This window comes from Janibacter sp. CoH_79_TC_3, assembly GCF_058197955.1.
This window is the reverse complement of the sequence record NZ_JBXWIV010000022.1, coordinates 22,884-42,212: the sequence shown is the minus strand read 5'-3', so window position 1 is coordinate 42,212 and position 19,329 is coordinate 22,884. Positions and strand designations below refer to the sequence as shown.

Genomic DNA, 19,329 nt, shown 5'->3' with positions numbered 1-19,329 from the left:
ATATTCGATTCAATAAAAATTAAACACTAGCATATTTATCTAGACATAATAAAAGCAAAACTATGGCAAAAAAATTAGTCATTATAGCGCGAGTTGGATTGGTGGTGGTTGGTGTGGTTATCATGGTTGATTGTGCCGTGTTAATGACAGTCGGCAAAATTAACTTTGGCACTGTCGTACCGTTTTTATTGGGCAGCGTGTTTGTCGCACATGGGATATTTTGGCATGCCATCCGTAAGTTTACTAGGCAAAACCCTTTCCGCAATCGTATTTGGTATGCGCTGTGGCTGCTGTTTTTTATTTGGCTTATTAGCTTCGGGTTATTTGTTTTCTCATTGCAGCAGCAGATTAAACGCAGCGCGCAGCCTGTGTCTGAGGTCGCGGCGATTGTTGTACTAGGTTCAGGTACGGTCGCAGGCAAGCCAACACCGACGCTTACTAAGCGCTTAGATACAGCTGCTCCGCTGATTAAAGCACAGCCCGAGGCATTGGTGCTTACCAGTGGTGGCATTGGTATGGGGCAGACGCAGAGTGAAGCCAGTATTATGGCGACTTATTTACATGAGACACATGGCATTGCCTTTGAGCACATTTTACAAGAGGGCAAAAGCACCAGTACCGCCGAAAACTTAATCTATAGCCAATTAATTTTGGCAGCGCAAGATATCTCTATTACAGCGCCTATTGCGATCGTGACCAGTGATTTCCATACCATTCGCGCCGCTGCCATTGCCAAGCATCAAGGCTATCAGCAGCCTATTTTGCTCGCCAGCCCTACGCCGTTATCGATTCGCTATAATGCGTGGTTTCGTGAGTATTTTGCCTTTGTCAGTGGTTGGCTATTTGGCGAATACTAGTAGAAGTTAATAAATAGAAACCGATAAATAGAAGCTAATAAAATCTATAAACAAGCCAAACCATCAAACCATCAAACCATCAAACCATCAAACCATCAAACCACTCAGAGTTTCAATAAAAATAATAACGACCACAATCATAATCATAACTTTCACAAATATAACAACCATGGACAGCGCTATGCTCATCGACATCTTATTAACCATTCATTTTATCTTACTGGTACTGATATCCTTGCGCGTGCTTGCACGTCATGATTTAACCGCACCAGCGCGCTTGGCTTGGATTGTTATTTTATTTGTCTTACCTTATCTTGGTGTACTGGTTTATTGGATGTTCGGCGAGGTGCATTTAGGGCACAACTTCACCCGCGAACGCGAGGCAATCATCGACAAACTACGTCAATACCGTCCCTCAGTGCTTGGTAGCGATGTGGCTTTATTGCATGCCGTCAAGCCTGAGTATCACGCAGCCTTTGCTTATTCAGCAAAAGCCACCGGCTTTCAGACTACGGTAGGCAATAGTGCCGAGCTGATGCCAGACGCAGCTGAGACGCGCAGACGCATGATTGCCGATTTTGATGCGGCGACCGATCATATTCATGTGCTTTATTATATTTGGCTGGTCGATGGCATGGGGACTGATACCGCCGAAGCGCTTATTCGCGCAGCAAAGCGCGGCGTTACCTGCCGGGCGATGGTCGATGGTATGGGCTCACGTAAGATGGTGGGCTCAAAGCTATGGCAACAGATGAAGGATGCGGGTGTACAGCTCAGTGTTGCATTGCCATTAACCAATATCATAAAGGTCCTGCTGTTTAGCCGTATTGACTTGCGTAATCACCGCAAGATTACCGTGATTGATGGCAAGATTGGCTACGCTGGCAGCCGTAACTGCGCCGACCCTGAGTTTATGGTAAAACCTAAATATGCCCCTTGGGTCGATATTATGCTGCGTATCGAAGGCCCCATCGTTGGGCAAACTCAGATGTTATTTGCCAGTGATTGGTTGACTGAAAACCCTGATACGCCGCTCGACAGCTTTCCGTATGCGACAGATTTACAGCCAAATCTGCTATCTAATAATTTTGCTGCCCAAGTGTTTTCCGATGGTCCGACCCAGCGCCACGGCACCACGCCACAGTTTTTGGGCGCTTTAATTAGCCAAGCTCAGCATACCTTGATGATTTCTACCCCTTATTTTGTGCCAGATTATTCACTGGTGAGCATTCTATGTGCGACCGCCTATCGCGGGGTTGAGGTGACGATGATTTTCCCGAAGAAAAACGACTCCTTTATCGTTGCTGCGACCAGTCATAGTTATTACTGGCAATTGCTTGAAGCAGGCGTAAAGATTTATGAGTATAAACCCGGATTGCTACACGCCAAAACTCTGACTGTCGATGGTGAAATCAGCTTGATTGGCTCAACCAATTTAGATTTACGTAGCTTTGATTTGAACTATGAAAACAATATCCTATTTAGTGATAACAAACTGACTACCGATATTATGGAGCGCCAATATCAATATATCGCTGACTCTGATGAAGTGACGCGCGAAGAAGTGAAAAACTGGCCACTGTCTTATCGGATTTGGAATAATATCGTTGCCACCATGGGACCGGTTTTATAAATGAATCCTTGTTAATAAATCCTTATTAAAGAAAAATGATTAATATGAAGTAATTTTCATTAAATTTACTTTATTAATTTCATACAGCAGCTGTTTTTTGCAAAATGTAGATAACAAACTTGGCTTCAGTTTCAAAAGGCTTTGCGGTCACTTCTGCTAGTAGCTCCTGTCTTTTTTCGCCACGCGCACGATATGCATAAGGGGTCATGGTCATTAAATCCGCCAATTCCTCTGCCGATAATTTTAGACTACTGCTGATATGATGGGTTTGTAAAAGCTTAAAATAAGGCGCCAATTCCTGCAAAAACTTATCCGAATCATGCTCGCGGACGTCATCAAATAACGTCTCACGCATCGTTGCTAAATGCCCTATATCGGGCTTGGCAATGATTAGATAGCCTGCATCACTTAATACCTCATTGAACACTTCTGGCAAAATGGGGCTAAAAATACTGCTAATGCCATTGATGCTATGTGCCCGTAATGGCAAGTGGGCAGCGCTGGTGACTAACGGATAGATGGCTGCCGCTTTAATTACCTCTGTGGCAGAATAATCTTTAACTGGTTGATACCAAAGACGACCTAAAGCCTTACTGGTCTTTGCCAGCTCTACGACGGCAGGTTTACTGATATCCGCTGCAATCAGTACGTCCATTCCCATTTGCGCCATTGCCTGCGTGTAATATCCTTCTCCGCAGCCAATATCTAGCCAGTTAATAGGCTTATCTTTTTTATTAAGAATGGCTTTTTGTGCCGTCAGTAACGCCGCCATCTTTTGGCAAATTAAGTCATTTAATGGCTGATAATGTCCGGCATTTAAGAACCGTTTGCGCGCATCAATTGATTGCTGACTGTCGCCCGGTGCTTTGGTTTTTTTTTGTTGTACTGGCAACAGATTGACATAACCCTGACGTGCCACATCAAATGGATGGACCGTTTGCTTTGGATGCAAGCTGCCATCACAGCGCCAAGTATCGGCAGCTGGTTGCAGAGGTGATTGACAAAGGGGACAAATAAATAAGCTCACAAATATCTCAACGTCATCGCAATATGGCTGCCATTTTAACAAAGTTCAGACTTCTTAAGGAATAAAAGGTGGATTAAAACCATAATGAAAAACATAGAGGCAAAATTATAAGCAAGCATTAAAAAAAGCCATCTCAGATTTTGAGATGGCTTTTGATTTATATTTTATTGACGACTTAACGCAGTTTTAAAGTCATCAGGCCAAGAATGACTAGGATAATGGCAATAATCCAAAACCTTGCCACCACTTGCGTCTCTTTCCAGCCAATCTCTTCAAAGTGGTGATGCAATGGTGCCATGCGAAAGACGCGCTTTTTACGCAGTTTATACGAGCCAACCTGTAGCATCACTGACAAGGCTTCTGCAACAAACAACCCACCCATAATGGCAAAGGCAATCTCTTGACGGGTCATAACTGCTATCGTACCGAGCATGGCACCGAGAGCAAGCGCCCCAACATCACCCATAAATACTTGCGCTGGATGGGCATTAAACCATAAGAATCCAAGTCCAGCACCAATCATCGAACCACAGACAATAATCACTTCCGAGTTATAGGCGATATAAGGTACATGCAAGTAATCCGCAAAGCGCACGTCACCTGACACATAAGCCATGGCGCCTAAACCTGCTGCTACCAAGACCACGGGCAAAATAGCCAAACCATCCAAGCCATCGGTTAAGTTGACAGAGTTAGAAGCACCATTAATCACAAAGTAGGTAAAGATAATAAACCCAATACCAAACGGCACTGCTGAGAATGGAATAATCCAATCTTTAAAAATCGGTAGCAGCAAATCCTGCATCTCACGCGTGGTCGCCATATCCGGCTGTAATGTAGCAATATAATATAAAGATATACCGACGAATAACGCGCCCATCGATAGCCAAAAGTATTTTTTGCGAGCGATTAAGCCTTTGGGGTCTTTATATTTGATTTTAAGCCAATCATCTGCCCAACCGACCGCACCAAAGATAATCATAACAATGAGCAAAATCCACACATAGGGATTGTTTAATCGCGCCCACAATAAGGTTGAAACCCCAATCGCGCTCAAAATCAGCACCCCACCCATGGTCGGCGTGCCCGTCTTAGCCAAATGCGACTGCGGACCATCATTACGAATCGACTGACCGTACTTCAGCGCACGCAGACGTCGAATGACGCGTCCACCAAAAATCATACTAAAGGCAAGTGCGGTAATGACCGCCAGTAACGCGCGCAGCGTCAACGAAGAAACCGCAGAGAACGGCGTATAATACTGACCAAGCCAGCCAAACAACCAAACTAACACCGCCTACTCCTCGACTAGCGCATTGATAAGGGTTTCCATTTCCATGGAACGTGAGCCTTTAAACAGCACCGTACAAGGCTGCGCCTGCTGTGCTCGTAAATAAGACTGTAAATACGCCAATAAACTGTCTTTATCAGCAAAGGCATGGGCGCTGATAGCAGAAATCTCTTGCGCACCCGCCACCGTATGAGGCGCATATTCACCGACACACAGCAGCACATTGATGCCCGTCGTCGCAATGGTACGGCCCAAGCTTTGATGCTCGCTAACCGCCGCCTCTCCAAGCTCTGCAATATCACCGAGTACCATCACTTGCGTACCCGTTTGCGCCGCAAGCACCTTAGCTGCTGCTCGCACTGAATGCGGATTGGCATTATAAGTATCATCAATCAAACGATGCATACCGAGTAGTTGGCTATTTAAACGCCCTTTAGCAGGACGGGCGTTTTCAAGTCCGATGACGATGTCGCTGATATCTATATTTAGCGCATGGGCACAAGCAGCAGCGGCCAAGGCATTATTAACATTATGCTCACCAGCTAAAGGTAGACTGATATCATGAACTTGGCTGTCGATATGCAGCTTAAATTCACTGCGCTCAGGCTCAACATCTAAATGGCTGGCACTGACATCGGTATTGCCGAAACCAATCACGTGTGAGGTATACTTTTCAGCGATACGGCGCAGCTTATTGGTAAAATCATCTTTATCAGGAACGATAGCGTACTGCGTGTCATTCAAAGTATGGTAAATCTCAGCCTTGGTTTGGCAAATGCCTTCACGGCTACCAAATTCCCCTAAATGTGCGGTACCAATATTAAGAACACAGGCCACATCCGGCTTTACAATCTCAGTAGTATAAGCAATCTCACCAATATGGTTAGCGCCTAGCTCCAAAATCGCATACCGATGATGATCGGATAATTCGAGCAACATCATCGGCACACCCAAGTCGTTATTTAGGTTCCCACGGGTAATCAGCGTTGGTGCCAAGCGTCCAAAGATACTACCGAGCATCTCTTTACAGGTGGTTTTACCGCTCGAACCCGTAATGGCAATAACGGTTAAATTTTTATGCTGCTGACGACGATACGCAGCCAATTGTCCTAGCGCTAAACGGGTATCGCTCACGACTAACTGCGGAATATCAGCAGAAATGGGACGTGAAACGATTGCCGCGACCGCACCTTGTTCTATAGCAGTAGCGATGTAATCGTGACCGTCAAAATTATCACCGCTGAGCGCTAAAAAGATATCACCAGGTTTTATGGTACGAGTATCGGTAGCGATACGAGTGCTGGTAATTGACTTGCTTGTGTCCGTGCTATTATTGCTTGATGTTGCTTGACCTTCAGCAAATTGCCAATGCCCATCGAGTGTTGCGGTTGCCGCAAGTAGATTGTCTACTTGCCAAACATACAGCCCTTGCGACTGCATGCTGTTATCGTTGTCGGCTGTCATAATGATTACCTTATATATGATGACTACTTATCTTTGATATTTAATGATATCTGTTGTTCAAAAAAGCTCAAAAAAATGAGCGGCAAGCGCTATTATTTGTCTATAAAGGCTATACGCGCCCTGCTTTCTTTAAAGCGTTTTGCAAAATAACGCTGTCGTCAAAATCATAACGAACATGGTTAATTTCTTGATAGGTTTCATGACCCTTGCCCGCGATAACAACGATATCATCAGGCGCAGCTTGATTAACTGCATATTCGATGGCCGTTTGGCGCGCCGGTTCGATATAGGCACGTTGATATTGCTCGCTCGTCATGCCCGCTTGCATATCTTGCAAGATTACATTTGGGTCTTCGGTACGTGGATTATCCGCCGTCAATACAACGTTATCGGCGCCTGCCAATCCCGCTTGCGCCATCAATGGGCGCTTGCCCGCATCACGGTCGCCGCCACAACCAAACACTGCCCATAGCTGACCTTTACAATGGGTTTTTAGACTGGCAAGCACTTGGCTTAACGCATCGGGCGTATGCGCATAATCAACAATAAAACAACCATCATTGGAGGGCACACGCTGCATACGTCCAACCGCACCTTGTAGCTGCGGGATAACGCCCGCAATGCGCTCCAAACTAATCCCTAGGGCTACAGCAGCGCCAATAGCAGCCAGCAAATTGGCAACGTTAAAACGACCCAATAATGGGCTGACGATATTAATGCTATTGGTTTCTTTGTTTTTAAAATCAGCATTATCAAAGTCACTGTTACCAAAATCAGTACGCAGCGCAATCTCAACACCCTGCAAACTTGGCTTGATTTCAGCGGCAACAAAGGTCGCAGATTTTGCTGGGTCTAAACTATAGGTCCAAACCGTTAATTGGCTGGCATGCGCGGTATCGAGCATAATCTGTGCATGCTCGTCATCGATATTGATGATGGCGTGGGTTAACTCTGAGAAATGTGCTTTATCAAACAGCTTGGCTTTTGCCGCCGCATACTCTGCCATATCGGCATGATAATCTAGATGATCACGGCTCAAATTGGTATAAATCGCCACCGATACTGGCATACCTTCTAAACGCTGCTGATCCAAACCGTGCGAGCTGGCTTCCAATGCCAATAATTCAGCATTCTCTGTACCCATTTGATATAAAAACTTCTGTACCGCTAAGGCATCACCGGTGGTATGGCTGGCTTGCACTAAAGCGCCTAATCTGCCGTTACCCGCCGTGCCCATCACGGCGCTACTCATGCCAGTTAACTGCGTCAATTGTGCCACCAATTGGCTGATAGTGGTTTTGCCATTGGTGCCCGTTACTGCGACGACCGTCGGCAAGGTTACGGACTGCTGATATTGCAAACGCGCCTGAATCAAGTCACCTAAAAAATCACGGATATTGGGCACATATAATACGGGGCAAGGCAGGCGGTCCAATTGCTGCTGTGCGATAGATTCAGCATTATCATCAGTCAAAGCAAGATTGGCATGCGGCGGCATAGTAGACTTAGACAGTAAAGCAAGAGGGTCAATTTCTGCTAGGATAAAAGCCGCCTGCTCAGCGGCTTGATAGAGGTGGTCACGACTTTTTTGACAGTTTGGTATATGACTTTTTAATAAGACAAAGACATCGTTGTCTGCCAATTGACGGCTGTCTAAGCAGAACTGCTCAAATGGAATGTTAGCAACCGAAGTTTTTGCATTCGGTAGTTGACTACTAGATGCGGCTAGCATCGTTGTCAATGCCTGCGCTAGACTGTGTTTATCTTTATAGTTTTGACTATGACTCTGCCTATCTTTATCGTTGCCACTAGCTTCAATCAGCTGTTGCAAGGTGACTGTGGTGCTGCTTAGCGGCGAGGTAGACAGAGTCATTGGCAAATCCTAAACGGTTAAAACGCATCAAATGATTAAGAGCTGAATATTGAAAAAAACTTACTTTTTTGCCTACTGGTCTTCGGTTCTTAATGGCTTATCTAACGGCACATTATACAAACGCAGCGCCTCTTTCATGACGTTATGAAAGACAGGAGCGACTGTTAAGCCGGCATAAATCTGACCACGCGGGTCTTCGATTAACATCACGCCAACCAGCTTAGGATTAGACGCTGGCGCCATACCGGCAAAGACGTTACGATACTGGTCGGTATAGTAGCCACCTTTTGGATTGATACGGCGCGACGTTCCTGTTTTACCAGCGACGCGATAACCGTCGATAGCAGCACCCTTAGCCGTACCGCCCGGTTCGGTGACACTTTCCATCATTTGCACGATAGACATAGCTTGCTCATGTGCCATGATACGCTTACTGGGCTGCCGCTCGCCATCTTTAGTCAGCGTTAAGGGATGCATCACCCCGCCTGCCGCCAGCGCCGAGTACGCTTGAGCAATCTGCGCCAGCGTCACTTGGATACCATAGCCGTAACTGACCGTTGCCCGTCTTGAAGTTTCTTTTTCTTCCGGTGTGACCACAAGGCCACTACCTTCACCTGGAAATTGTAACGGTGTTTTTGAGCCAAAACCAAACTGTTTTTGCATACTGGTAATACCATCAGCCGGTAACGACAAAGCAATCTTGGTCGAGGCCACGTTACTCGATTTCTGTAGTAGCGTTGCCAACGTAATCCGACCCAAATTATTATGGTCACGAATGGTATAGCCACGGACACGAATAGAGCCAGGATTGGTATCGATCAATGATGTCGCCGTATATTTACCTGAATCTAAAGCAGCAGCAACGGTAAATGGTTTCATGACTGAGCCGGGCTCAAAGACGTCAAGTAGCGCACGGTTACGCTGGTTTTCACCGGTCATCTCATTAAGATTATTAGAGTTAAATGACGGCCACGTCGACAAGGCGAGCACTTCACCGGTTTGCACATCGACAATCATGCCCGTTGACCAGCGCGCTTTTTGTAAGCGACCAGCTTTTTCAAGCTCTTTATAAAGCAAGTACTGTAAGCGTGAATCAATCGTTAACGCGACATCTTTACCCGGTACTTCTGGCTTAACTTGCTTAATTTCTTTTAAGCTATTTTGCTTAGCATCTTTTAGTACCAATACCTTACCATCTTCACCGGCCAGCTCAGTTTCGTACTGGCGTTCGATACCGGCGCGCCCTTCATAACCGCCTTCAGGGTCATTGGCATTTTGTCCCATAAAACCTAACAGTTGCGAGTTCGGTTGCGGCTGTGGATAGTAGCGCTGGAAAAAGTTTTTCTCATTCACACCCGGAAAATCAAGCGAGCTGACACTTTGAGCAATCTCAGGCGTGACTTTATTAAGTAGCGGCAGATAATGCGAGCCTGCACCCGATGGCAACGCCGCTTTCACCGCTGCTTCATCGGTCACATCGACACTAGGGTCGATAGCAGTCACTCGTTTCAGCTCATCTACCGAAATATTGGCAGCAGCAGCAAGCGTGGTCAAATCCATATTATCCAAGCGCTTTTGCATACGCGCAACCAGCTTTGGACTATCAGGATTGGTGAGGATAATACGCTTAAGCTCGTAATATTCGCGTGCATAATCATGCGGGCTAAACGACACGGTCGCTAGTGGCGCACTAACTGCTAATGGCAAATCATTGCGATCGGTAATCATACCGCGATAGGATTTTTGCGTACGCACGCTGGTAATCAGCTCGTTACCTTTATCTTGGTAAAACTGAGCATTGGCTACCTGTAAATAATAGGCACGACCGATAAGCCCTACTAAAATCAGCAGTGCCAGCCCCCAAATCGTACGAAAGCGGTTTTTATCCTGCTCGACACCGCCGCGAGAAGATGCTCCAGAGGCTTTACCCAAAAAAGATCTTTTGCTTTTTTGGGTTTTAACACTGGTATAAGCGCCCTGTTCTTCGTTCTTTTTTAGGCGGCTAAACAGCTTGGCTTTACGATTATCAGCCGCTTTATTGTCAGGTTTGCTGCTGGTTTGCGCAGATTTGGCAGCACTGGCACGGCGTAGTGGCTTAGTCACTTTACCACTAGTGACTTTGCCACTGGCAGGTTTTTTGCTGTTATTCTTAGCGGCATCTTTAGCACTATTAGCATTGGATTTTTTATCAGTCATCGTCCTGCCTCCGCTACATCAGCATCCGCTTCAAAAAAATCTGTTTCATTGACAGCTGCTGCATCTGAGCCATCAGCTTCGATGACTGGTGCGACGGCAACTGCCGCACCCGGCTGAATAATCAGCTTGTCTTTAAGGGTTGGCGAAAACATACCCAATTCGGCGACGGCGCGACTGGCAATTTGCGGGGTGGCACTAAAGGTTTGCTGCTCGATAAGCAAACGCTGATGTTCTACCTGCAGCTTGCGCTCTTGTTTTTTCATGTCTTGCAAGGTTTTATAATCCTGATGATATTGCTGCACACCCTCGGCAGTTTTGATGCCGCTCCAGATAATTGCTGCCGCCAATATTAATAATATGGCCACATAAATACTGACCACATTAAATCGGCGCACGAATAATTCGCCAACATCAGTATTAGCAGGCATTGCGGTGCGACGGTTGACAGGTTTGTCAGATATTGCCATGACGATCTCAAAAAAGTGAACTTCAAATATAAAAAGCGCTAACCATTTGCGAGTGATCACACCCTCATGAGCCATCAGCACCATCAATAAAAACAAATAGGAATAGAATTAAAACCCAGCTAAAAGTAACTGCTGAGCCTAGCAGAGAATGTTTACAGCTTTTTAACAGCCGCGTAATCATTAAAACATTCAGTCATATTTTAACCACATAACTTAATAGCAGTCTTTAGGGTATTCTTCTATGGCTTAGTTTATGAATTTTCATCTGCTACATAATCCGTATCGGTACGGGTTGCCATGCGTAACCATGCGCTACGCGAGCGTGGATTGTGACTGACTTCTGTCTTACTAGGACCCACACGTTTCGGCTTACTAAAGTAGCGCGGGCGGTTTGGCGGCATCGGCAGGTTCTCATCTTCTGGATATTGCCCTTTACTATGACGCTGTAGAAACTGCTTGATACGGCGATCCTCTAAAGAATGAAAGCTAATCACCGCCAGCTGCCCGCCCGACTTTAAAATCGGGATACTTTGTTCTAAAAAGTCGTCAACATCGCCAAGCTCATTATTAATGAAGATACGCATGGCTTGAAAGCTTTGCGTGGCTGGGTGTTTGCCACGTTGCCAATTTGGATGCGCGACTTTAATCACTTCAGCCAATGCTAAAGTAGAATCGTAACTGTCCATCTGCTTAATCGCACGCGCAATACGTCGGCTATGGCGCTCTTCGCCAAACTCATAAAGCACATTGGCCAAGGTTTCATCATCGACCGTCTCTAACCACTGGGCAACCGACTGCCCACGACTGGTATCCATACGCATATCGACTGCGCCATCACGCATAAAGCTAAAACCACGGCTGCCATCGTCAATTTGCGGTGAGGAAATACCCAAATCCGCCATTAAACCATCAACTTGCTTGATGCCCATAGCTGCTAAACTGTCAGTCAATGTCGCAAAACTGTCATGAACCACTTTTACACGGCTATCGGTATTTGCCAATTCGCGAGCAACAGCAATCGCCGTCGGGTCTTTATCAAATACAATCAAGGTTGCATCATCGGCAAGTTGGCTTAATAGCAATCGACTATGACCACCACGCCCGAAGGTTGCATCGACGTAGATGCCACTCATTTTTAAGCCGTTTTGGCTTTCACTACTTTGTTCTGTATTGTCTGTTTGCTTTGGTAGCGATTTGACGCCCAATACGGCAGCGACTGTTTCTTCTAACAGCACCGCATCATGGGCAAAACTTAATTCATCAGAAGTGGTTTGTTCTGTTGCAGATTCTTGAGCAAGCTGATTAGCAGAATCATTTTCGACAGCAGACGAATGAACTTCTGACTCAGCATTATCAATGACTGCAGAAGAGGTGGTTTTAGAGTTTTGCTTATTTTTTGGCTTATTATTCGATATGGACACAAACGACTCAGTAAATGACGGTCATTTTGACCGGTAATAGTAAAAAATCAGATGAAAATAAACAAGTTATGACTTACTTCACATTATTATCGCAAGGATACACTGGTAGTCAAGCGCTAGAGGGGCATTTCGTTAAAAATATCCCGTCTCTCTGTTATACTAGCGCTATATTTTACGCTATTTTTCACTATTGACGGTTATTGTTTCACCCGTATTTTTTACTAAAACCTTTGATTCATATTTGTCGTTACTATCTTTAACCGCTATTTTTTATTATCAGCTTTTACTGCCATATTCATTAACTACCACATTCTGAGATTCTTATGATGCAAACCTTTACTGCTAACAGCACCCGTCCTATCCGTACTCGTATTGCGCCATCGCCTACTGGCTTTCCGCATGTCGGCACCGCTTATATCGCGCTCTTTAATTTAGCCTTTGCTAAAGCCCATGGTGGCGAGTTTATTTTACGTATCGAAGATACGGACCAAACCCGCTCAACGGAGCAATCTGAAAAAATGATTTTGGATGCGCTGCGCTGGGTCGGTCTTGACTGGGCGGAAGGTCCAGATATCGGCGGTCCGCACGCACCTTATCGTCAGAGCGAGCGTAGTGAGATTTATAAAAAGCATGCTGAACAGCTTATCGAAAACAATCATGCGTTCCGTTGTTTTTGTAGCAGTGAAGAGCTGGATGCCATGCGCGCTGCGCAAATGGCCAATGGCGAAACCCCACGTTACGACGGTCGCTGCGCTCATTTAGCTCCAGAGAAAACCGAGCAATTGGTCAATGAGGGTAAACCGCACGTGATTCGTATGCGTGTACCAACTGAAGGCGCATGTCAGGTACAAGATATGCTACGCGGTACGGTTGAGATTCCTTGGACACAAGTCGACATGCAAGTGCTGCTAAAAACCGATGGCTTACCTACTTATCATTTAGCCAACGTCGTTGATGATCACTTGATGGACATCAGCCATGTATTACGCGGTGAAGAGTGGTTAAACTCTGCCCCTAAGCATCAGCTGCTTTATGAGTATTTTGGGTGGGAGATGCCAGTGCTTTGCCACATGCCGCTCCTGCGTAACCCAGATAAATCAAAACTCTCTAAGCGTAAAAACCCAACCTCCATTACCTATTATCGTGATGCTGGCGTGCTACCTGAAGCGCTACTAAATTACCTCGGTCGTATGGGCTACTCAATGCCTGACGAAGCTGAGCAGTTTACCTTAGAAGAAATGATTGCCAGCTTTGATATTCAGCGTGTGTCGCTTGGCGGCCCTATTTTTGACATTGAGAAACTTAACTGGCTCAATGCTGAGTGGCTGCGCGCACTTACTCCTGAAGAGTTAAAAAATAAAATCCTCGACTGGGCAAGTAACAGCGATAAATTAACCGCCATTGCTGCCGCTATTCAGCCACGTATCGAATTACTGTCTGATGCGGTTAATTGGAGTGGGTTTTATTTCCAAAACCTGCCGAGTATTACTGCCGAAAGCTTTACCCATAAATCACTGACGCCTGAGCAAATTACTGAGATGCTACAACTGGCACTTTGGCAGCTAGAGACTTTACCGACCTGGTCGGAAGAAAATATTTATGCCACGCTAAAAGGTCTTGCGGCTCATCTTGATATTAAAATGCGCGACTTTATGGCGCCATTCTTTGTCGCTATTGCTGGTAGCACCTCATCGACGCCGGTCATGAACTCTATGGCGATTATCGGTGCCGATATGACGCTGATACGTTTACGTCATGCGATTGATGTACTGGGTGGTTTGGGTAAAAAGAAGCTTAAAAAGCTTGAAAAACAAGCAGCAGAATTGCCAGATTTTTTGGCAGCTGAATAGTTTTTAATTGTTTGTTAATAACATTTTTGATTCATAATATTATTAATAAATAAAAAAGAGGGGTCAGGCTAATACTGACCCCTCTTTGCCTTACTCTCAGAATTTGAATACAAATACTGATTCTTTATTTAACATCTCAGTTGGAAATAAAAATGAGCGCCAAGACCGTCACGATAGAAAGCAAAGATTATGTCTTTAATACGTTAAAAGAAGCACAAAGATACTATGATGCAATTGTAAAAGAGTTATACGATGCCAAGCTAACCCTTACGACTGGGAAAGACTTTGAAGACTTAAAGTGGATATATACGACTTACTCTGATTATAATAAATCAGCGCGATTAAATGAGTCTGATATCGTTGGCTTTAAAGGTATCAGCACAGTACAACAAAAAGGAGGGCAATATATCCCCACAGAATGTGCTGCCATTATTTTTTCAGACGGCAAAGAAGAAGAATTTTTTACCGATAAAGCCATTAAAGAGATAGCCAGTCAGCAAAATCCACGCTAATTTAGGTTTATTAAGTAGCTAAATCCGCTTTAAACGCTTTTTTTCGCATATTTATCGATTATTTTGAAAATAGCGGTTGACAAGACCGGTGGTGTTACATAAAATACGCACACTCTTAGCGAGGGGCTATAGCTCAGTTGGTAGAGCACTTGCATGGCATGCAAGGGGTCAACGGTTCGACTCCGTTTAGCTCCACCATACTATTTATTGCAAAGCTCAGTTCACTGAAACTTTAACATAAGTACTCGCTAGTAGGACGATATCAGCACCTAGGCACAGCTTGCTCTATTCTTAGATAAGCTCTCTGATATTGTGAAGTACCGTTGTAACCATTTGGTTATAACACTCTATGCGTCCCCATCGTCTAGAGGCCTAGGACACCGCCCTTTCACGGCGGTAACGGGGGTTCGAATCCCCCTGGGGACGCCACTATACGGCGTCACTTATTAGCACTTTTGCTTAGCAGCTTTAAGCATTAGATTAGACTAATAAGCGAACAATAAAAAATCCCAGTCATCATACGGTGACTGGGATTTTTTTGTCTGTTGTTTCGTTAAATTGCTGTTAATCATTATTTAGATATTTTGATATGAGGCAGGCTAGCTTTGTTAAGAATAACCTTTAGTGTTCACCCTAACGATCATAACAAGAGACAAACTCTCTAATTGCCCAACCCCATTGTCTATATTCTCCTTGATAGTATCCTTCTAAATACACCCAAGGACGGTCTTTATTATCGTAAGTGGTTTCTGTGATATAAACTTCACGATCGTTGCGTAGTTTATTGATAATCTTACCATTCGGTTTATCACGAATATTTAATGGCGTGCCAGTAGGATCGGTTACTTTACAAACCTGCTCTGCATGCGCCGCTCCCATCCCAGCTGTGATAGTAAAAATAGATAGGGCGAATATACCAATCAATCGTTTCATCTCAACTTCCTTTTATCAATAAATACTTGATACGTTTTTGCTATCGTAGCAAAAACGCCTATGACCCATTATGCATTTTGTATAAGATATTTTGGTTTGATCAATTTCTTATAAAGAGTAAAGGTAAGTCATGTCTCATGGCTTCTAATATTATTATTTGTGAGGTGAATTAAGAATTAAGCTATTATCACTCTCTGTTACTCTTATCATAAACGCTTTGATAGACATTTAGTAGGTTGCCTGTTGATTTATCATAATTGGTATTTACGGGTATGTGAGAAGGGTTAAGGCAATTGGAATAAATTATTCAGGAAATAATAATGAACGATGACACCAAGAAAAAATTTACTTTATTACTGGAAGAGTTAATTAACGCAACCTGCTCAGAATCTAGGCAAGTAGAAATAAATATTGAACTAAATAAACTGTCTCCCGACCCTTTTTGGAGTGATTATATATTCTGGAGTGAGGAGTCTGTAAACGAAGATTTAAGTATAAATTATGAGGAATTTTTTGATAAAATTACTGATTACCCAAATTCTAATGAGTATAAAACAAAGAAACGCATTTTAGAGCTGGCACAAAAACTCGTTATTAGAGATTTTTCTGAAATTAGCGAAGTTGATATCGTAAATGAAATCAATTCACTATCTCCTGATATCAGCTGGACGAATTATCTTTTCGTCGATAAGAGTTGCTTGAACACTGACGGCAGCATTGATAAAGAAAAATTCTTAAATACTATATTTAAGGAAAGCTGGAATGAGAACTTTAGATAACTAATGAAAATAAAATTTCAGATACTTGCTTTCTGTTTTCCCAGATAATAAAAAAGCCCAATCCCCTACTTTAACTGGGACTGGGCTTTTTTTATTCTAAATATAACTAATCATTATGCAGCGTTTTTACTCTCAGCTGCCAATTGACGTAGTACATAGTGCAGTACACCGCCGTGACGCACGTATTCGCGCTCTTTTGGCGTCTGTAGCATGACGTTGACATCAAAGCTCTCAGACGAACCATCTGCACGTGTGGCCGTGACTTTTGCAGTCTTGCTCTCACCATTATCTAGACCAGTGATGCTAAGCACCTCAGAACCATCTAGATTATAAGTCGCAGCATTTTCACCTGCTTTAAAGGTTAATGGCAATACACCCATACCAACTAGGTTTGAGCGGTGAATACGCTCAAACGAGCTGGTCAATACTGCTTTTACCCCGAGTAAGATTGTCCCTTTAGCTGCCCAGTCACGACTAGAGCCAGAGCCATATTCTGCACCACCAAGGACTACGAGCGGACGCTTGTCTTCTTTATACTTCATTGCCGCATCATAAATGGCCATTTCTTCGCCGTCTTGTAGCGTGGCGCTATCACCGTTGAAGTAATAGGTATAGCCGCCCTCTTTGCCAGCCATCATAGTATTTTTGATACGGATATTGGCAAAGGTACCGCGCGTCATGACCGCATCATTACCACGGCGTGAGCCATAGCTGTTGAAGTCGGCTTGTAACACGCCACGCTCTTGTAAGTATTTACCTGCTGGCGAGTCTGGATCGATATTACCGGCGGGTGAAATATGGTCAGTGGTGATTGAATCACCAAATAAACCCAAGATACGCGCCCCTTCGATATCAGGAATACCTTCTGGCTCCATGGTCATACCATCAAAGAATGGAGGGTTTTTGATATAAGTAGACGCTTCGCTCCATGGATACAACTGGCTATCAGCTGAGCTAATGGCGTTCCATGCTGCACTACCGTCAAACACTTCACCGTAGTTTTTACGGAACATATCAGCGTCGATATTATTGGCAATCAGCTCATTAATCTCATCTGACGTCGGCCAGATATCTTTAAGGTAAACATCATTGCCTTCTTGGTCTTGCCCTAGCGGATGGGTGGTCAATTCAATATCGACCGTACCTGCCAGCGCATAAGCAACCACTAACGGAGGCGACGCCAAGTAGCTGGCCTTAACATGCGAGTGAATGCGACCTTCAAAGTTACGGTTGCCTGACAGTACGGCAGCGGCAACCAAGTCGCCTTCTTCGATAGCGCCTTCAATTGCCTCTAACAGCGGACCTGAGTTACCGATACAAGTGGTGCAACCATAGCCAACTAAGTAAAAACCCACTTTCTCGAGCTCATCCATCAATTTGGCTTTTTCAAGGTAATCAGTCACCACTTTCGAGCCTGGAGCAAGAGAGGTCTTAACCCAAGGTTTAGCAGTTAGACCTTTTGCTGCGGCTTTTTTAGCCACTAAACCTGCGCCAATCATTACAGCGGGGTTTGAGGTGTTGGTACAAGAGGTAATGGCCGCAATAACGACAGAGCCATCACGCAATCGATACTCTTCATCTTCAATTTTAACCGTGCAGTAAGTACTGCCTTCAGCGCAGAAAGGCTTGGGTTTTGCCGCCAAAGATTTGGCTTGCTCTTGCTTACCGCCTTCTTCATCAAAGCGAACCTTGGCTTCAATTTCCTTCTTACGGTCTTTGGTCATCACTTTCAGGGTTTCACCAAATTTTTCGTGCATATCAGACAGATTGATACGCTGTTGTGGCAAGTTTGGGCCAGCCAATGCGGGTTGAACGGATGACAAGTCCAATTCCAACTTACTTGAATAAGTTGCTACTGGGGTATCGGCATCGTGCCATAGACCCTGCGCCTTAGCATATTTTTCGACCAGCTCAATCTGGCTCTCTTCTCGACCTGACAGACGCAGATAATCAATCGCCATTTGGTCAATCGGGAAAATACCGCAGGTTGCGCCATACTCGGGTGCCATATTAGCAATGGTGGCTCGATCAGCAAGCGGCATACTGTGTAGACCTTCGCCATAAAACTCGACGAACTTACCAACCACACCATGCGCACGTAACATTTCAACCACGCGTAATACCAAGTCTGTGGCGGTAACGCCTTCGGTGAGCTTACCCTTTAGCTCAAAACCAACGACTTGTGGAATCAGCATCGATGATGGTTGATTGAGCATCGCCGCTTCCGCTTCAATACCACCGACACCCCAACCAAGGACACCAATACCATTAATCATGGTGGTATGACTGTCGGTACCAAATACTGTATCAGGATAAGCAGTCAACTCGCCATCAACTTCAGCAGCCATCACGACACGCGCCAAATATTCTAGGTTTACTTGATGCACGATACCGGTGGCTGGTGGTACCACTACGAAGTTTTTAAAGGCATTCTTACCCCAATGTAAAAACTCATAACGCTCATTGTTACGTTTAAATTCAATCTTTTCGTTTAAATCTAGTGCATCTTCGCGACCATAGGCGTCAACTTGCACAGAATGGTCAACGACCAATTCACTCGGGATAAAGGGATTGATTTGATCCGCTTTGCCGCCAAGCTTAACCACCGCATCACGCATGGCTGCTAAGTCGACCACTGACGGCACGCCAGTAAAATCTTGCAAGACGACACGGGCGGGCATAAAAGCGATTTCTTTTGACGCTTCTGCACCCGCGTCCCAATTGGCAACCGCCTCAATATGGTTTTTGCCGACAGATTGACCGTCGTCTTCATTACGTAATAGGTTTTCTAAGACGATTTTCATGCAAAATGGCAGTTTGCTGATGTGTTGAAAAGTTTCAGTCAGCTTCGGTAAACTGTAGTAGGCATGTTCCTTGCCCGCGACCGAAATGGTGTCTTTTACATTAAAAATATCACTCATGGTAGCTTCCTTATCGTTGTTATATATCCTTGACATAAATCGTTATGAATTTATGCAGATAATTGGTGGCTAAATAGCGGGTACTTAAATTTTTATTAAATGAAT

Annotated in this window: 14 protein-coding genes and 2 tRNA genes; 7 read left to right on the top strand and 9 right to left on the bottom strand. The window is 44.6% G+C overall.

Annotated elements, in window-relative coordinates; translation table 11 throughout:
* Positions 1–62: 62 nt before the first annotated feature.
* Both AC2FA3_RS13405 and cls read left to right on the top strand, forming a co-directional pair.
* Complete coding sequence (locus tag AC2FA3_RS13405) at positions 63–857, top strand: YdcF family protein (protein ID WP_490510014.1); 795 nt, start codon at positions 63–65, stop codon at positions 855–857.
* A gap of 181 nt (positions 858–1,038) precedes the next feature.
* Complete coding sequence (gene cls / locus AC2FA3_RS13400) at positions 1,039–2,490, top strand: cardiolipin synthase (RefSeq protein ID WP_490510013.1); 1,452 nt, start codon at positions 1,039–1,041, stop codon at positions 2,488–2,490.
* 79 nt (positions 2,491–2,569) lie between these two features.
* Here the strand turns inward: cls and AC2FA3_RS13395 are convergent, their stop codons facing one another.
* The 7 genes from AC2FA3_RS13395 to rsmH all read right to left on the bottom strand — a co-directional run bounded on the left by AC2FA3_RS13395 (position 2,570) and on the right by rsmH (position 12,229).
* Positions 2,570–3,517 (bottom strand): putative RNA methyltransferase, encoded by a 948-nt coding sequence (locus AC2FA3_RS13395; protein ID WP_490510012.1) that lies wholly within the window; start codon positions 3,515–3,517, stop codon positions 2,570–2,572.
* A gap of 175 nt (positions 3,518–3,692) precedes the next feature.
* A complete protein-coding gene (mraY, locus tag AC2FA3_RS13390) occupies positions 3,693–4,811 on the bottom strand; it encodes a phospho-N-acetylmuramoyl-pentapeptide-transferase (RefSeq protein ID WP_490510011.1) in 1,119 nt (372 codons plus the stop codon).
* 3 nt (positions 4,812–4,814) lie between these two features.
* Entirely contained in the window at positions 4,815–6,272 is a 1,458-nt protein-coding gene (locus tag AC2FA3_RS13385) for a UDP-N-acetylmuramoyl-tripeptide--D-alanyl-D-alanine ligase (RefSeq protein ID WP_490510010.1), read from the bottom strand.
* A 109-nt stretch (positions 6,273–6,381) separates the two neighbouring features.
* A complete protein-coding gene (locus tag AC2FA3_RS13380; RefSeq protein WP_490510009.1) occupies positions 6,382–8,145 on the bottom strand; it encodes a UDP-N-acetylmuramoyl-L-alanyl-D-glutamate--2,6-diaminopimelate ligase in 1,764 nt (587 codons plus the stop codon).
* Between the two features lie 72 nt (positions 8,146–8,217).
* On the bottom strand, positions 8,218–10,341 hold the full coding sequence (locus AC2FA3_RS13375) for a peptidoglycan D,D-transpeptidase FtsI family protein (protein WP_490510008.1): 2,124 nt from the start codon (positions 10,339–10,341) through the stop codon (positions 8,218–8,220).
* A complete protein-coding gene (gene ftsL, locus AC2FA3_RS13370) occupies positions 10,338–10,808 on the bottom strand; it encodes a cell division protein FtsL (RefSeq protein WP_490510007.1) in 471 nt (156 codons plus the stop codon). Before ftsL ends, AC2FA3_RS13375 begins: the two co-directional genes overlap by 4 nt.
* Before the next feature lie 251 nt (positions 10,809–11,059).
* Positions 11,060–12,229 carry a 16S rRNA (cytosine(1402)-N(4))-methyltransferase RsmH gene (rsmH, locus tag AC2FA3_RS13365; RefSeq protein WP_490510006.1) on the bottom strand — a complete coding sequence of 390 codons (1,170 nt, stop codon included), beginning with the start codon at positions 12,227–12,229 and terminating at the stop codon, positions 11,060–11,062.
* Between the two features lie 323 nt (positions 12,230–12,552).
* Here rsmH and gltX point away from each other — a divergent pair, with 323 nt between their 5' ends.
* The 4 genes from gltX to AC2FA3_RS13345 all read left to right on the top strand — a co-directional run bounded on the left by gltX (position 12,553) and on the right by AC2FA3_RS13345 (position 15,020).
* Positions 12,553–14,079: a glutamate--tRNA ligase gene (gltX, locus tag AC2FA3_RS13360; RefSeq protein WP_490510005.1), complete on the top strand. Its 1,527-nt coding sequence runs from the start codon at positions 12,553–12,555 to the stop codon at positions 14,077–14,079.
* 152 nt (positions 14,080–14,231) lie between these two features.
* Positions 14,232–14,591: a hypothetical protein gene (locus AC2FA3_RS13355; RefSeq protein WP_490510003.1), complete on the top strand. Its 360-nt coding sequence runs from the start codon at positions 14,232–14,234 to the stop codon at positions 14,589–14,591.
* 122 nt (positions 14,592–14,713) lie between these two features.
* A tRNA-Ala gene (locus tag AC2FA3_RS13350) sits at positions 14,714–14,789 on the top strand.
* A 155-nt stretch (positions 14,790–14,944) separates the two neighbouring features.
* Positions 14,945–15,020, top strand: a tRNA-Glu gene (locus tag AC2FA3_RS13345).
* Between the two features lie 204 nt (positions 15,021–15,224).
* On the opposite strand, the gene AC2FA3_RS13340 is transcribed toward AC2FA3_RS13345, so the two are convergent.
* Complete coding sequence (locus AC2FA3_RS13340) at positions 15,225–15,524, bottom strand: hypothetical protein (protein ID WP_201546666.1); 300 nt, start codon at positions 15,522–15,524, stop codon at positions 15,225–15,227.
* 320 nt (positions 15,525–15,844) lie between these two features.
* On the opposite strand from AC2FA3_RS13340, the gene AC2FA3_RS13335 reads away from it, so the two are divergent.
* Complete coding sequence (locus AC2FA3_RS13335) at positions 15,845–16,303, top strand: hypothetical protein (RefSeq protein WP_490510002.1); 459 nt, start codon at positions 15,845–15,847, stop codon at positions 16,301–16,303.
* Between the two features lie 113 nt (positions 16,304–16,416).
* On the opposite strand, the gene acnA is transcribed toward AC2FA3_RS13335, so the two are convergent.
* On the bottom strand, positions 16,417–19,224 hold the full coding sequence (gene acnA, locus AC2FA3_RS13330; RefSeq protein WP_490510001.1) for an aconitate hydratase AcnA: 2,808 nt from the start codon (positions 19,222–19,224) through the stop codon (positions 16,417–16,419).
* Positions 19,225–19,329: the final 105 nt, after the last annotated feature.